Source organism: Naasia aerilata, from assembly GCF_030296595.1.
GTDB lineage: Bacteria > Actinomycetota > Actinomycetes > Actinomycetales > Microbacteriaceae > Naasia > Naasia aerilata.
The window spans coordinates 1637806-1653000 of the sequence record NZ_AP027731.1 but is presented as its reverse complement, the minus strand read 5'-3'; the positions used below and the strand labels follow the sequence as shown (position 1 = coordinate 1653000).

The 15195-nt window shown below is 70.9% G+C and carries 12 protein-coding genes and 2 pseudogenes; 3 read left to right on the top strand and 11 right to left on the bottom strand.

Annotated features, from left to right (window positions below):
• Nucleotides 1–100 precede the first annotated feature (100 nt).
• The 4 genes and pseudogenes from QUE51_RS08850 to QUE51_RS08835 all read right to left on the bottom strand — a co-directional run.
• Nucleotides 101–1500: pseudogene (locus QUE51_RS08850) on the bottom strand (sugar nucleotide-binding protein).
• Nucleotides 1500–2498 carry a dTDP-glucose 4,6-dehydratase gene (rfbB, locus tag QUE51_RS08845; protein WP_286279150.1) on the bottom strand — a complete coding sequence of 333 codons (999 nt, stop codon included), beginning with the start codon at nucleotides 2496–2498 and terminating at the stop codon, nucleotides 1500–1502. The pseudogene QUE51_RS08850 and the gene rfbB overlap by 1 nt, the downstream one beginning before the upstream one ends.
• Nucleotides 2498–3373, bottom strand: coding sequence for a glucose-1-phosphate thymidylyltransferase RfbA (rfbA, locus tag QUE51_RS08840; protein ID WP_286279330.1), 876 nt, complete (start codon nucleotides 3371–3373; stop codon nucleotides 2498–2500). Before rfbA ends, rfbB begins: the two co-directional genes overlap by 1 nt.
• A gap of 771 nt (nucleotides 3374–4144) precedes the next feature.
• A pseudogene (locus tag QUE51_RS08835) lies at nucleotides 4145–4576 on the bottom strand (DUF4012 domain-containing protein); the annotation flags it as partial.
• A gap of 781 nt (nucleotides 4577–5357) precedes the next feature.
• Between QUE51_RS08835 and QUE51_RS08830 the strand changes: the two are divergent.
• The 3 genes from QUE51_RS08830 to QUE51_RS08820 are packed head-to-tail and all read left to right on the top strand — an operon-like array spanning nucleotide 5358 to nucleotide 8015.
• Nucleotides 5358–6080 carry a hypothetical protein gene (locus QUE51_RS08830; RefSeq protein WP_286279149.1) on the top strand — a complete coding sequence of 241 codons (723 nt, stop codon included), beginning with the start codon at nucleotides 5358–5360 and terminating at the stop codon, nucleotides 6078–6080.
• Nucleotides 6077–6634: a hypothetical protein gene (locus QUE51_RS08825; RefSeq protein ID WP_350226767.1), complete on the top strand. Its 558-nt coding sequence runs from the start codon at nucleotides 6077–6079 to the stop codon at nucleotides 6632–6634. The genes QUE51_RS08830 and QUE51_RS08825 overlap by 4 nt, the downstream gene beginning before the upstream one ends.
• A 43-nt stretch (nucleotides 6635–6677) precedes the next feature.
• The gene (locus tag QUE51_RS08820; protein ID WP_286279147.1) at nucleotides 6678–8015 is read left to right on the top strand and encodes a bifunctional cytidylyltransferase/SDR family oxidoreductase; all 1338 of its coding nucleotides are present in this window, start codon (nucleotides 6678–6680) and stop codon (nucleotides 8013–8015) included.
• 171 nt (nucleotides 8016–8186) lie between these two features.
• On the opposite strand, the gene QUE51_RS08815 is transcribed toward QUE51_RS08820, so the two are convergent.
• From QUE51_RS08815 to QUE51_RS08790, 7 genes are all read right to left on the bottom strand, one after another.
• Complete coding sequence (locus tag QUE51_RS08815) at nucleotides 8187–8381, bottom strand: DUF6752 domain-containing protein (RefSeq protein WP_286279145.1); 195 nt, start codon at nucleotides 8379–8381, stop codon at nucleotides 8187–8189.
• Nucleotides 8378–9910, bottom strand: a complete 1533-nt coding sequence (locus QUE51_RS08810) for a LicD family protein (protein WP_286279144.1) — start codon at nucleotides 9908–9910, stop codon at nucleotides 8378–8380. Before QUE51_RS08810 ends, QUE51_RS08815 begins: the two co-directional genes overlap by 4 nt.
• Nucleotides 9907–11919 (bottom strand): glycosyltransferase, encoded by a 2013-nt coding sequence (locus QUE51_RS08805; protein ID WP_286279143.1) that lies wholly within the window; start codon nucleotides 11917–11919, stop codon nucleotides 9907–9909. The genes QUE51_RS08810 and QUE51_RS08805 overlap by 4 nt, the downstream gene beginning before the upstream one ends.
• Entirely contained in the window at nucleotides 11919–13079 is a 1161-nt protein-coding gene (gene glf, locus QUE51_RS08800) for a UDP-galactopyranose mutase (RefSeq protein ID WP_286279142.1), read from the bottom strand. Before glf ends, QUE51_RS08805 begins: the two co-directional genes overlap by 1 nt.
• A gap of 138 nt (nucleotides 13080–13217) precedes the next feature.
• Nucleotides 13218–14444 (bottom strand): acyltransferase family protein, encoded by a 1227-nt coding sequence (locus QUE51_RS08795; protein ID WP_286279140.1) that lies wholly within the window; start codon nucleotides 14442–14444, stop codon nucleotides 13218–13220.
• Nucleotides 14445–14515: 71 nt separating this feature from the next.
• Complete coding sequence (locus QUE51_RS17995; protein ID WP_350226748.1) at nucleotides 14516–14782, bottom strand: histidine phosphatase family protein; 267 nt, start codon at nucleotides 14780–14782, stop codon at nucleotides 14516–14518.
• On the bottom strand, nucleotides 14716–15159 hold the full coding sequence (locus QUE51_RS08790) for a histidine phosphatase family protein (protein ID WP_350226747.1): 444 nt from the start codon (nucleotides 15157–15159) through the stop codon (nucleotides 14716–14718). Before QUE51_RS08790 ends, QUE51_RS17995 begins: the two co-directional genes overlap by 67 nt.
• Between the last annotated feature and the right edge of the window lie 36 nt (nucleotides 15160–15195).

The window sequence follows — 15195 nt, the reverse complement described above, 5'->3', positions numbered from 1 at the left end:
AGAGAGGTCGGCACAGGTCCGAGCAGCGGCCCTATTTCGTGACGCGCCTGCGGCGCTCCTCGATCATCGGCGGAGGGTGACCGCAGGCGGCTCGCTGGGGTCAGGCGCCGAGATAGGCGCGGAGCGCGGTGTCCGCGTCGCGCGGCACGAAGCCCGTCGCGGCCAGCTTCTCCAGGGTCAGGACGCTGTTCAGGGGCGGGGCGCCGCCTCCTTGCCCGCGAAGTAGTCGGCCGTCGAGACGGGAGTGACCGATTCCGGATCGTGGCCCGTGAGCTCGTAGACGCGCGCCGCGATGTCCGCCCACGACTGCGGCTCCCCCTCGTTGGTGAGGTTGTACGTGCCGTAGGGCGCCGCATAGCCGACCAGGTGCGCGATGCCGGCCGCGATGTCCTCGGCGAACGTGAGGCGCCCGATCTGGTCGCCGACGACGGTCGGGGTCACGCCGCGCTCCGCCAGCGACGCCATGGTGCGCACGAAGTTGGCGCCCTCGCCGATCACCCAGCTGGTGCGGACGATGTAGTGGCGGGGAACGGTCGCCACGAGGGCATCCCCGGCCGCCTTGGTCTGGCCGTAGACGCCGAGCGGGCTGAAGGGCTCGTCCTCGGTGTGGACCTCGAGCGTGCCGTCGAAGACGTAGTCGCTCGACACGTGCACGAGCGTCAGGCCGTTCTCGGTCGCGGCCCGCGCGAGCAGGCCCACGCCGGCGACGTTCGCGGCCCAGGCCGCCCTGCGGCCCTCCGCCGTCTCGGCGGCGTCCACCTTCGTGTAGGCCGCGGCGTTCACGACCGTGCCGTACTCCTTCCAGCGGATGCGCCCGTAGGCGGCCGCATCGGCGAGGTCGAAGTCGGCGCGGGTGAGGAAGTCGGCGTCGGGGAAGACGGCGCGCAGTGCCGTGCCGAGCTGGCCGCCGGCACCGAGCACGAGGGTGCCGCGTGGCGCCATCGGCCGGACCTCGGCCAGGCGCGGGTGCGACCGGTCCTTGTCGGAGAGCTCCGCATCCGCGAGCGGCACCGGCCACGGCACGTCGACCGTCTCGTCCGCGAGGTTGAGGAAGGTGTACTGCGCCTGGGCGCCCGCGCTCCAGTGGTCGTTGACCAGGTAGCTGTAGACGGTGTTCGGCTCGAGCGTCTGGAACGCGTTGCCGACGCCGCGGGGCACGAAGACGGAGACGGACGGGTCGAGCTCGACGGTCACGAGCGCGCCGAAGGTCTCTCCCGCGCGCAGGTCGACCCAGGCTCCGAACACCCGCCCGGTGCCGACCGACACGAGCTTGTCCCACGGCTCGGCGTGGATGCCCCGGGTGGTGCCGACCTTCTCGTTGAACGAGACGTTGTTCTGCACCGGAGCGAAGTCCGGCAGCCCTTCGGCCACCATCTTCGCGCGCTGCCAGTTCTCCTTGAACCAGCCGCGCGAGTCGCCGTGAACCGGCAGCTCGAGGATGAGCAGGCCCGGGATGTCCGTCGTCCGCACGGACAGCGGACGGCCGTACTCGAGGGCCACTACTGGCCCTTCGACGCGTAGAACGCCTCGGTGGCGTCCTTCGCGGGCGCCCACCAGGGCTCGTTGGAGCGGTACCAGTCGATGGTCGCGGCGAGGCCCGCCTCGAAGTCGCGGTAGGTCGGCTCCCAGCCGAGCTCCGTGCGCAGCTTGGTGGAGTCGATCGCGTAGCGGAGATCGTGGCCGGCACGGTCGGTGACGTGATCGTACGCGTCGGCGGGCTGCCCGAGGATCGTGAGGATCAGCTCGACGACCTCCTTGTTGCTCCTCTCGCCGTCGGCGCCGATCAGGTACGTCTCGCCGATGACGCCGCGGTCGAGGATCCGCAGCACGGCCGACGAGTGGTCGTTGGCGTGGATCCAGTCGCGCACATTCAGCCCCGCGCCGTACAGCTTGGGCCGGATTCCGCGCAGCACATTGGTGATCTGCCGCGGGATGAACTTCTCGACGTGCTGGTACGGCCCGTAGTTGTTCGAGCAGTTGGAGATCGTCGCCTGCACGCCGAACGAGCGCACCCAGGCCCGGACGAGCAGGTCGCTGCCCGCCTTCGTGGACGAGTAGGGGCTCGACGGGTTGTACGGCGTGGACTCGGTGAACCGGGCCGGGTCGTCGAGCTCCAGGTCGCCGTAGACCTCGTCGGTGGAGATGTGGTGGTAGCGCGTCCCGTGGCGCCGGGCGGCCTCGAGCAGCGTGTAGGTGCCGACGATGTTGGTGTCGAGGAAGGGCCGCGGGTTCGCGAGCGAGTTGTCGTTGTGCGACTCGGCGGCGAAGTGCACCACGGCATCCGCGTCCTCGAAGAGGCGGTTCACGACGTCGGCGTCGGTGATGTCGCCGCGCACGAACGTGAAGCGGTCGTCCGGCAGACCGTCGAGGGACGCGAGGTTGCCGGCGTAGGTGAGCTTGTCGAGCACGGTCACGGAGTGCTCGGTGGTGCGGAGGACGTGGTGCACGAAGTTGGAGCCGATGAAGCCGGCGCCGCCGGTGACGAGGAGCCGGGTCATCAGTTGTCCTTCCCGCGCTCCAGCAGCCCGAGCAGGTACTGGCCGTAGCCGGACTTCACGAGATGCTCGGCACGCTCCCGCAGCTCGTCGTCGGACAGGAATCCCTGCCGCCAGGCGATCTCCTCGGGGGCGCCGATCTTGAGCCCCTGCCTGCGCTCGATCGTGCGCACGTAGTCGCTGGCGTCGGTCATCGAGTCGAACGTTCCCGTGTCGAGCCAGGCGGTGCCGCGCGGCAGCACCTCCACCTGGAGGGAGCCGCGCTCGAGGTAGGCCTTGTTGACGTCGGTGATCTCGTACTCTCCGCGCGCGGAGGGGGTGAGGTTCGCGGCGATCTCGAGCACGTCGTTGTCGTAGAAGTAGAGGCCGGGGACCGCGAAGTTGCTCTTGGGCACCGCCGGCTTCTCCTCGAGGGAGAGCGCACGGCCGCTGCGGTCGAACTCGACGACGCCGTACGCGGTGGGATCGGCGACCCAGTACGCGAAGATCGCGCCGCCCCGCAGGCCGTGGAACCGGCGCAGACGCGTGCCCATGCCCTGGCCGAAGAAGATGTTGTCGCCGAGGACGAGCGCCACCTCGTGGTCGCCGACGAAGTCCGCGCCGATCACGAAGGCCTGCGCGAGCCCGTTCGGCTGCTCCTGCACGGCGAAGCTGATGCTGATCCCGAACTGGGACCCGTCCCCGAGCAGCCGTTGGAACGCATCCGCGTCGTGGGGCGTGGTGATGACGAGGACATCCCGGACGCCCGCGGCGATGAGCGTGGACAGCGGGTAGTAGACCATCGGCTTGTCGTAGATGGGGACGAGCTGCTTGGAGACTCCGAGCGTGATCGGGTGCAGTCGCGACCCGGTGCCGCCGGCCAGGATTATGCCACGCATTCCCTCAGCATGGCGGGCGGCCGGAGGGGCGGCAAATCCCCGTTGTGGTGACGGATCAGCCGCAGGTCGGCTGCTGCACCGTGACGGCGGTCGGATTGACCATCGGAGTGGTGCGGACGGCGAGCGCACCGTACTCCCCGGCGGGGCCGTGAAGGTGACGCTGATCGTCGTCGTCCCGGACGGGCCGAGGATCGTGGCGAAGCGCGCGACCGGGCGCCCGAGGTCGGTCCCCGTTGAGATGATCCGGTCGTCGAGTCCGGGCTGGGTCACGGACCAGCCCTGGAAGGAGGACCCGGGCGGTCCGACGACGTAGAGGTCGGTGCCCACCTCTCCCGAGGGGAGCCAGCCGCTCGCCACGTAGGACGGCAGGCGATCCGCCTGCTCCTGCGTCAGACGCGAGGAGATCGTGGACGTGACGGTGTAGGTTCGGTCCCCCCGCGCCGAGCAGGTGCCGGACGCCTGCACGGCCGTGTCGACGTAGTAGTCGAGCTTCGAGACGGAGGTGTCGTCGAAATACACCCCGACCGTGGTCGAGGCCGAGTTGTCGACGGGCAGGATCCCGGACAGCGGGGATGCGGCGATCACCTCCTGCTCGTCGGCACGCGTGCTCCAGAGCATCAGCCGCCCCTGGTCCGCCGCCTCCGTGAGCGCGGACAGCAGGGCGACGGGTGCGACCTCGCCCGAGGTGAGCCCTTGGAAGATGCCGTCCGCGCTCGCGGCGAAGAAGGCATCCTGGTCCACCGGGTTCGGAAAGCGCGAGTAGACCTCCGACAGGAGGAGGCTCACCGCGTTGTCGCTGGTGACGGTGTCGCCCGATGGAAGAGAGATCGGCCCGGTGGCGCGGAGGAGCCCCGCCAGGGCGATGGGATCGAACGACACCACCGCGTCGATGCGGCCGCCGAACTGGCGCTCCCAGTAGCCCTTGCCGAGGGCCGCCATGGTCGGGAAGTCCGGCCGGGTGGCGATGTCCTGCACGAGCAGGGGGAATCGCGGCTCGTACACCTGCGCCAGGTTCGGGTCGAGCGGGATCGGCGGCGGGGCATACTGCACGAAGTCCCCGCTGCTGGCGTGCGCGAGCAGCGAGATGCGCCCCTGGTCGGCCCCGATCAGGATCATCGACGCGGGATTGCCGCCCAGCGAGTTCGCCTCCGCCGGGTTCTGGAACATGACGAGGTAGGTGCGCGGACCGTCGCCGCCGAGCATCGGGACCAGCAGCGGCGCTGCCTTCAGCGCGGGGGCGACCGCCTCGGTCGCCGAGCCGAGCAGCGTGTCCAGCCGGTCCCGGGCAGCCGACACCTGGCCGACCGTGCCGGACGCGTCGAGCTCGTGCACCTGCTGCTGGGCGCGCTGGAGGACGGCGCCGGCGCGCTGCAGCCGACCGACCAGGTCGCGGATCTCGGCGAGATCCAGGGCTCCGTCGACAGGGCGCAGGGAGGAGATCGCGGTGCCCGCCGAGGCGAGCGGCCGCACCGCACCGCGGGCGACATCGTCGACCGACGCCGCCAGCTGCCGCGTCACCGAGAGGTTCGCCCCGAGGACCGGGACCGCCTCCCCCATGCGCCACAGGATGCCGTCGGTGTCCGCCCGTGCCGCCGTAGTCTCGCGCACCAGCCGGTCGGCGAGGGCCGGAGCCGTCGACGGATCGGCGGTGACCGCGTCCTTCAGCTGGCTCACCAGGGCCTCCGCTCGCTCGAGCGACGCCTTGGCGGCGAGCGCCCGCGAGCCGACCCAGAGAACGGACGCCGCGACGCCGAGCACGACGATCGCGACGATCCCCCAGATCAGGAGGCGCCGTGAACGGCGAGACGGGAGCCGCGCTCCTTCGGAGTCCGCTCCATCCGCGGGAGCCGACTCGGGAAGGGTCTCCATCCGCCACAGGATAACCTGATCGTCCGCTGAAAACGGCCGGCCGGCACCCCCAGTGCGGGGACCCGCCCGCGCACTGCCCGGCGGCCGCGGGGCTCGACGCTACGGTGGAGGGACGATGACCACACAGCCCGGTCGACCGCGCCTTCCCGCCCAGGTGGCCGAGGTCATCGGGTCGGCCGGCTTCAGCGCGGCGCTCACCGCCGCGACGATCGCCACCGTCCTGTTCCCGCATCTGCTGCGCGCGCTGATCGGCTGGCCGGGCTACATCGGCGCGCTCAGCGGACTGCTCGTGCTCGCGATCGGGGCACTCCTCGCCCGGCACCGGGTGCTCGAGTGGCAGGGGATCCTGCCGGTCTCGATCCTGCTCTTCGTCGGCTGGTGCGCACTCACCCTGCTGTGGAGCCAGTACCAGTGGGCGACGCTCACGGGCGTGCTGTACCAGCTGACCGTCGGCTTCCTCGCTCTCTACGTGGCGCTCACCCGCGACCTCATCCAGGTGGTGCGCTCGTTCGGCGACGTCCTGCGCATCCTGCTGGGCCTCTCGCTCGCGCTCGAGGTGCTGTCCGGCCTGCTGCTCGACCTTCCCTTCCCCTTCCTCGGCATCGAGGGCAACCTGGCCTCCGGCGGGCCGATCCAGGGCGTGGCCGGTTCGCGGAACCTGCTCGGCGTCCTCGCCCTCATCGCGATCATCACCTTCGCCGTCGAATACGCGACCCGCTCCGTGCAGCGCGGTGTGGCCGCAGCGTCCCTCGCCACGGCGGTCGTGACCCTGCTGTTCACGCGGTCGCCGGTGTCGCTCGATCTCTCCTCGTCGTCGGACTCGTCGCGCTCGCGCTGATCGGCCTCCGGCGGACCCCGCCCGAGCGGCGCCCGGCCCTGCAGGCGGTCACGCTCACCGTGGCCGCGGTCGGCATCGCCCTCGGCTACGCGTTCCGCACCCGCATCATCGACTTCGTGGGAATCCGGGGCGAGCTCAACGTCCGCTTCGCCCTCTGGGACAGCGTCCAGTCGCTCACGGGCCTGCACCCGCTCGAGGGCTTCGGGTGGGTGGGCACGTGGCGCCCCGAGCTCGCCCCGTTCTTCGCGATCGGCACCGTCAACGGCCGCACGCCGACGTCCGCCCTCAACGCGTTCCTCGACACCTGGTTCCAGGCCGGGCTCGTTGGCCTTGCGCTCTTCTCGGTGCTGCTCGGCCTCGCGCTCGTCCGCGCCTGGTTCGTCGCCTCCAGCCGCCGCAGCGTGACCCATGTGTGGCCGGCGCTCGTGCTGGTGGTCCTCGCGCTCACCTCGATGGCCGAGAGCACTGTGCTCGTCGAGTACTGCTGGTTCCTGCTCGTGGTGTGCGCTGTCAAGGCCGCCCAGGAGCTGAGCTGGCGACGGGGCCTGCGCTGACCCCCGTCGGTAGGGTGGGCAGAACGACCTGAAAGGGGAGTTCGTGCCACCACCGCCCGCCGACCGCCTGGCCTCCCCCGACCGCCTCCGCACGGTCGCGGTCGTCCTCGCCGGCGGCGTCGGAGCCCGCATGGGCGCCTCGATGCCGAAGCAGCTGCTCCGCATCGCGGGCAAGACGGTCATCGAGCACACCATCGCCGCTCTCGACGCCTCCCCCGATGTCGACGAGGTCCTGGTGATGATGGAGCCGGACCACCTCGAGTCGATCGAGGCGATCCGCGCCGCCGGGACCTACGGCAAGCTGACGCGCGTGCTTCCGGGCGGCGAGACGCGCAACCGGACCACGGCGCTCGCCCTCGCTGCCATCCCGGACGGGGAGGCGAAGGTGCTCCTGCACGACGCCGTCCGGCCGTTCGTGGACCAGCGGATCGTGCACGAGTGCGTCGTCGCCCTCGACGCGTTCGACGCAGTGGACACCGCGATCCCCTCGGCGGACACCATCATCCGTGTCGCGACCGACGAGGAGGGCCGCGAGTTCATCCGGAAGGTGCCGAAGCGGGCGCGGCTGCGGCGCGGCCAGACGCCCCAGGCCTTCCGGCTCTCGGTGATCCGGGAGGCCTACTCGCGCGCCGCGCGCGATCCCGACTTCACCGCCACGGACGACTGCACGGTGGTGCTCCGCTACCTGCCCGAGGTGCCCATCGCGGTCGTCGCCGGCTCCGACGAGAACATGAAGATCACCGAGCCGGTGGACATCTCGTTCGCCGACAAGCTGTTCCAGCTCCGCACGGCGATCGCCGGCGCGCTCGACGACGCGGGCCGCCGGCGCGCACTCGAGGGGACGACGCTCGTCGTCTTCGGCGGCAGCGAAGGCATCGGGCAGGCGGTGTGCCGGCTCGCCGAGAGCTACGGAGCCCGGGTCTTCTCCTTCAGCCGCACCGAGACCGACACGCACATCGAGCGCCGTGAGGACATCGCCGCGGCGCTGCGGGCGGCGGCCGAGGCGACCGGGCGCATCGACTACGTCGTCAACACGGCGGCCGTGCTGGAGGTGCGGCCACTCAGCGAGGTCGACGCGTCCGAGGTGCGCAGCACCATCGACATCAATCTGATGGGGCCGATCCTGCTCGCGCAGGAGGCGCTTCCCCACCTGCGGAAGCAGGGCGGCCACCTGCTGTACTTCACCTCGAGCTCGTACACGCGCGGTCGGGCCGGGTACAGCCTCTACTCCGCATCCAAGGCGGGCCTCGTGAACTTCACGCAGGCGCTCGCGGAGGAGTGGGACGAGGAGGGCGTTCGCGTCAACTGCATCAGCCCCCAGCGCACCAGGACGGGGATGCGCCAGCGGCCTTCGGCGACGAGGACGAGGCGACCCTGCTGAGTCCCGAGCGCGTCGCCGAGGCGTCCATCGACACCCTGGCGTCGACGCTGACCGGTCAGGTCGTGGACGTCCGCCAGGGCTGACGCGCCGCGCGCTTCGATGCCGCGGGTCGTGCGGACAGGCGCGGGCCGGCGGCGGGGTGGCGAATGTCCGCACCACGCGCACCTCCGCTCAGAGCCGGGCGGACTTCAATCGCTCGAAGACCAGGTCGTAGAGCTCGGCCACCCTGCGGTCGTCGCGGCGGGTCTCGTCGATCTCCTCCCGGAGCTCGGCGATCGCCGTCTCCAGGGCATCCACTCTCGCGGTGAGCTCCTGGATGCTCTGCTGCGGGGCGTCCACGCCCCCGCCGCTCGGTGCGTCCGTCATGTGCTCTCTCCCTCGGGTAGTCGGGTCAGCCTGGTCCGCTGCCAGGACCTGGGTCCATGCGGCGTCGCACGCACACCCTCCTCGACGAGCGTCGCCGAGCACCGCGCCAGGTGCGCGTTCCGCGCGATGTCCTCGAAGTCGACGTGCCAGGTCGTGGGGTCCTCGAACCGGTAGGCGCCCGCGATCTCGCTCCAGCAGTCGAAGACCGCCACGCTGCCCTCGGACATGGTCCAGCGCAGCAGGCGCAGGATGTTCCGCTCGCCCTCGGCGCTCAGCCCCTCGTACGTGTGGCCGGCGTAGAAGGACACCGGCTTTCCGGTCCGGATCAGGTCGACGGCGAGATCCAGGACGTCGCTGTCGTCGTTGAAGTTCGTCCGCCGCGCGCGCACCCCCGCCGCCTCGGCTGCGGCGATCGCGAGGAACTCGAAGTCGACGGCGAGGACGTCGAAGCCCGCCTCCGCGAACCAGCGGCTGGCGCCCGCGTCGCCGGACCCGAGGTCCACGACGAGTCCACGGGGCGGGAGCCAGGCGAGCAGGTCGTCGGTCACCCGAGCGTCGCCGGAAAGCGCGGCGCCCGGACGAGTCCAGTAGGTGCGGTGCAGGTTGAAGTTGCCGAACCAGTTCCAGAAGCGGCGCCGGGTGCGCAGCGGCACCTCGAAGCGGAACGACGGATCGGGGGTGCGCCAGCCGGGGCCGTAGCAGGCGGCCAGCCAGCCGTCGACGTCGGCCGGGGCCGGGAAGTCGAGTCCGCCGAGCTTCACGGTGGTCAGGGGCTCGATCGCGACGGCCTCGGCGGGGACCTGCATGGCGAGCGGCTCGTAGAACCACCCGTCCCGATACCAGGCGAGGAAGATGTCGATGTAGTGGTCGGTCACGCCGCCGTCGAAGAGGAACGTGATCTGCAGGTGGGCGGCGCTGTGCCGCACGATCGCGTACCCGCGCTGCTCGAGCAGCCGCTGCAGGCGGAAGGACTCGAGCACGAGGTCGGCGGGCGAGCTGTCCGCGGGCAGCAGAACGGCGAGGTCGATGTCGTCGTCGTGCGGGAGCACGTTCCCGCTCCGAGCAGCGCCGAGAAGCGTTCCGCCGACGATGAACGGCACGTAGCCGTCCGCGCGGACGTCGTCGATGAGCACCGTCGCACGGTGCAGCATGCGCGCCCCGAGCTCCTCGTCCGCACCCTCGATGGAGACGCCGACGTTGCCCCACTTCGTGACCACGAGGCGGCGTCCGTGGTCGTCGACGAGCTCGATCGGGGCGTCCGAGTCGCCGAACCGCCCGGAGCCGGCCGCCAGGAGCGACCCGTCGATGGGATTCCGCAGCTCGACCTCCGCCGTGCCCACGAGGTAGGGCAGGAGGGCGGGCGGCCAGCTCAGCTCCACCGGGCCGGTCGCCGCGGGCAGCGCAGGCGACCACACGCGGTGGCCGTTGATGTGCACGTCCACCGGACCGGAGAGTCCCTGCGCGAGCACGATCCCCTCCGGGAGCACCCGGACCTCGCCCGGGGCGGGGGCCGGCGCCGGCCGGCTCACTCCGTGCCGGAGAAGACCCGCCGCCAGGACTCCACGCTCGTCAGGTCTCCGAGGCTCTCGCGGTAGCGGCGGGAGAGCTCCGGCCACTCCGCGCGGAGCCGCTGCCGGAAGCGGATGGATCGCCAGAGTCCGGACCGGAACAGCCCCCGGTCCCGGCGGTGCCAGAGGACGCCCGACCCTTCGGCGTTGGTGACCAGGAGGCTGTCGTAGGCCGGCACCACCCACCAGCGCGCGTCCGAGAAGGGCAGGTGGACCTGCGGCGGCGTCTCGTCCTTCACCGAGGCCGGCTGCAGGTAGTGCCGGCGGAGGGTCTTCGCCAGCCACGGCAGCGTCTCGGCCCGCGTCGGGTAGTTGCGCTTGTGCGACTGCGGAGCAGGACCGCCCGGCCGGACGACGGGAAGGGCGTTCTTGTCGCGGATGGGGACGCCGTCCGGGAAGCGGCTCGCCAGCTCCCGGACCTTCGGCAGCCGGGTGCCGAGCTCGGCGAAGAGCGACTCCGGCCCGGCCAGCACGCTCCGATACGCCTCGGCGCGCGCCGCCGCGGCGAAGTACTGCATCGACAGCAGGTGCTTGAGGTCGAGTGCGAGGTTCGCGCGAGTGAGCCCGCCGCCCTTCGGGAACGGGGAGTGCAGCAGCGCGGCGACCAGTCGGTTGCGCGCGTGGTAGAACGCCTGCCAGTCCTGCGAGTCGTCCTTGTCCACCCACGAGATGTGCCACACGGCGGCGCCGGGCAGCGTGACGGTGGGGAAGCCGCGCTCGGCCGCGCGGAGGGAGTACTCGGCGTCGTCCCACTTGATGAACACCGGCAGGGACAGCCCCGTCTCGCGGAGCACCTCGACGGGGATCATCGACATCCACCAGCCGTTGTAGTCGGCGTCGACGCGCCGGTGCAGCCATCGCGTCTGCCGCAGGTTCGACGTCGCGAAGTCGTGCCCGGGAGGCGTGATGGGGCCCCACATGAAGTTCCAGCGCTCGACCCCCTCGGCGAAGGCGAGGAGGTGGCTCTTGTCGTACATGTCGAACATGTGGCCGCCGACGATGGCTGGCGCGGTGAGGTAGTCGCCGAACTTCAGCGCCCGGCGGATGCTCTCGGGCTCGATCGCGATGTCGTCGTCGAGGAGGAGGACGTTGTCGCTCTCCCCCGCCTCGAGCGTCTCGAACATGCCCCGCGCGAAGCCGCCGGAGCCGCCGATGTTCGCCTGCTCGATGACCCGGAGCTTCGCGCCGAGGCGCTCCTGCGCCAGCGCGAAGCCCGCCGCGTCCTTGATCTTCTCGCTGCCCTGGTCGACGACGAAGACGCGATCGACGAGCGCGAGCACATCGGGGCGCGAGCCGATGTCGGCGAGCAGCTTGGCGCAGTACTCGCCTCTGTTCAGGGTGGTGATCGCCACGCTCGTGGTGCCGGAGCGACCGCGGGTGGGCGAGGAGCCGGCCGGCGCGTACCAGCCGGCCTCCTCGAGCGCGAAGTCCTGCTCCTCGGCCGCCAGGTCGAACCAGTACCAGCCGCCGTCGGTGAAGAACGCGAAGTCGAGCTCGAACTCGGCCGTGTTGTCGCCGCTGACGCTGACGGAGTCGACCCGCTGCACCACACCGCGGGCGTTCGAGCGGTAGAGGAGGATCTGGCCCTCGCCGCTCGTGCGCACCCGGAGCGTGATGCCCTCGAGCGTCGTCCAGCGGCGCCAGTACGAGGTCGGGAAGGCGTTGAAGTAGGTGCCGAAGGACACCTTCCTGCGATGCGGGACGCGGAAGCCGCGGTCCTCGATCAGGGAGCCGAGGACGCCGCGCTCGGACAGCCGCACGACCGCGCGGTCCGTGTCGGGCTGGAGGAAGCCGCGCTGCTGCTGCAGCGTCCCCTCGTCCTCGTAGAGGGGGAACGACGTCCACGTGTCCGCGTCGACGTAGAGCGGGAGGATGTCCGGGTCGTGCTCGGCAGGCAGGATGACCCGCTGCACGAGGTCGAGGTCGACGGCCGTCCCGACCGGGACGGCGGCGGGCAGGGTGGACGTCATCAGCTGACCTTCTCGAACATCGGCGCGACCTTGTTGCTGTAGGCGGAGAGCGCGGCTCCGATCGCCATGTGCATGTCGAGGTACTGGTACGTGCCCAGGCGGCCGCCGAAGAGGACGTCCTGCTCCCCCTTCATCAGCTCGCGGTACTGGAGGAGGCGGTCACGGTCCTCGGGGGTGTTCACCGGGTAGTAGGGCTCGTCGTCGCGCGTCGCGAAGCGCGAGAACTCCCGCATGATGACCGTCTTGTCGGTGCGGTAGTCGCGCTCCGGGTGGAAGTGGCGGAACTCGTGGATGCGCGTGTACGGCACGTCGCTGCCTGCGTAGTTCATGACAGGAGTGCCCTGGAAGTCGCCGACCGGGAGCACCTCCTCCTCGAAGTCGAGGGTGCGCCACTGCAGCTCGCCCGCTGCGAAGTCGAAGTAGCGGTCGATCGGCCCGGTGTACACGACGGGGAGCTGCCCGACGGTGGCCTGCTTGTTCAGCGGCTGCGAGGCGTCGAAGTAGTCGGTGTCGAGCTGCACCTCGATGCGCGGGTGGTCCGCCATCCGCTCGAGCCACGCGGTGTACCCGTCGACGGGAAGACCCTCGTGGGTGTCGTTGAAGTACCGGTTGTCGTAGGTGTACCGGACGGGCAGGCGGCTGATCACCTCGGCGGGCAGTTGCGTCGGGTCGGTCTGCCACTGCTTCGCCGTGTAGTCGCGGATGAAGGCCTCGTAGAGCGGCCGCCCGATGAGGGATACGGCCTTCTCCTCGAGGTTCCTCGCCTCGCTCGTGTCGAGCTCGGACGCCTGCTCGGCGATGAGCGCCCGCGCCTCGGCCGGCGAGTACGCGGACCGGAAGAACTGGTTGATCGTGCCCAGGTTGATGGGCAGCGGATAGACCTCGCCGCGGAAGTTCGTGTAGACGCGGTGCACGTAGTCGGTGAACTTCGTGAAGCGGTTCACGTACTGCCACACGGGCTCGTTGGACGTGTGGAAGAGGTGGGCGCCGTAGCGGTGCACCTCGATGCCGGTCTCCGCCTCGTTCTCGCTGAACGCGTTGCCACCGATGTGGGAGCGGCGGTCGATGACCATCACCCGCAGCCCGAGCTCCTCTGCGACTCGCTCGGCGACCGTCAGGCCGAAGAAGCCCGATCCCACAACCAGTAGATCTGCGTTCACACGGGTCCTCTCCCCAGAAATCCTCCGGCAACGATAGCGGACCGCCCTCTGCGAGCCCCCTGGAGGGGGCACCTGGCGGGCCTGCGCAGGAGGACACCTGCTTGCCGGGTGTCACGCACAGGGGGCGCCTCGACGCCGTCAGGCGGAGGGCACGCGCTCGGGCTGAGCGGCATACGGGCGATCGGCTCCGGCTCCCGCGGGTGCTTCCGCTGCCGGCGCCGGCGCCGGCGCGGGCGCCGGCGACGCTCCGGCGGGCCGCCTCAGCGCGGGAGGGAAGCGGAGGCCCGCCTCGAGCCGCCGGCGGAGCGCCGGCCCGAGCGGCCGCTCGACGAGCCGGTGCAGGAGGTAGGCCGCCACCAGCATGATCCCGACGACGAGCGCCAGGACGACCGTCTTCGGCAGCACGGGCGCGAGCTTCGAGATGAGCCACCAGCCCCACACCTCGTGCAGGAGGTAGACCGGGTAGGTGAGCGCACCGGCGAGTGTCAGCCACTTCCAGTTCACGAGCGCGAGCCGCGTCTGGGTGACGAGCGCGATGCCGACCACGAACGCGGTGAACACAGCGGCGACGAGGTACGGACTGGACCCCACCGCTGTGTTGTCGCTGACGAACTTGACGCCGTCCGTGAACGCGAGCCGGACGAGGAGGGTCCAGTTCAGCAGCAGCGCCAACGCGGAGACGAGCGACCACCCCTCGCGATAGACGAGGAACAGCAGCATCCCTGTCGCGAAGAACGGCGCATACGAGGGCATGAGCAGCTCGTCGGCGATCGGGATCTGCGCTCCCGCGAGGAGAGCGGCCGCGACGGGCCAGACCACTGCGAGCGCGAGGATCCGCTGCCGCGTGATGCCCACCAGGAGGAAGACGCCGAGGATCACGTAGAACTTGAGCTCGACCCAGAGCGTCCAGTACACGCCGTCGACATGCGGCACTCCGAAGGCCTGCTGCATCATGGTGAGGTTCACCAGGACCCCCGGGACGCCGAGGCCTTCCCAGTTGCCGCCGAGGGTGATGCTGCGGTCGAGGAAGAGCAGGGCGCCCGTTGCCAGCACGGCGACCCAGTAGGCGGGGAACAGGCGGCTGACCCGGGAGGCGACGAAGCGCGGCACGTCGGCCCCGATGGCGCTCATCAGCACCACGAAACCGCTGATGAGGAAGAACAGCTGGACGCCGAGCGAGCCGTACGCCGTCACCGAGCTGAGCGGCGACCAGAGCCGCGCCGGCTCGTCCGTTCCCCATGCCGGATTCTGGCGAGCGGTGTAGTGGTAGGCGACCACGCCGAGCGCGGCGACGAGCCTCAGCAGATCCAGCAGCCGCAGACGCGATTGCGACCTCGACGCCAGCTCGACGCGCGCTTCGACCACCCGATCCCCTCCCGACCGCTACACGATACGTGAGCGGGCGCACGAGCGTCGCGGACCCGGCCGTGCGGCGCTCAGACCGCGCCGGTGTCCCGCTTCGCGTCGACCAGGTCCTGAGCGGGGCTCGCGTAGCCGACCTCGCGCCAGGTGTCCCCCTCCCGCTCGAAGCTCGTGATGCTGGAGAGGGCGCAGCGCCGGGCGCGAGGATCGTGGAAGAGCGGCTTGCGGGCCACGAACCGGTGCGCCATCCAGATCGGCAGCTGGTGGCTGACGATCACGACGTCGCCGCCGGCCGTCGACGTCCAGGCCTCGTCCATCTCGGCGCGGACCCGGTCGGCCACGACGCGGAAGGGCTCCCCCAGCTGGGCCGCAGCGGGTTGACCAGGTACCGCCAGGCCGCGGGCTTGCCGAGGATCGAGAGGTCCATCGAGTACTGCCCGCCCTCGAGGTGGCTCATCGCCTCGATGAGGCCCTCGCGCTTCTCGATCTCGAGGCCGAATCGCTGCGCGATCGGCTCCGCCGACTCAACGGCCCGCTCGAGCGGCGAGGAGAGGATCCGCGAGACGGGGCGGCCGAGCTCGGCCAGCGCCTCGGAGGCACGGGCCGCCATCTCGCGCCCGCGGTCCGAGAGCCCGAATCCGGGAAGGCGGCCGTAGAGCACCTTGCCGGGATTGGCGACCTCGCCGTGGCGGACCAGGTGCAGTCGGGTGGCGGTCACCCTCCGAGCCTAAGGGGCCGGTTCGGCGGGGGCGGG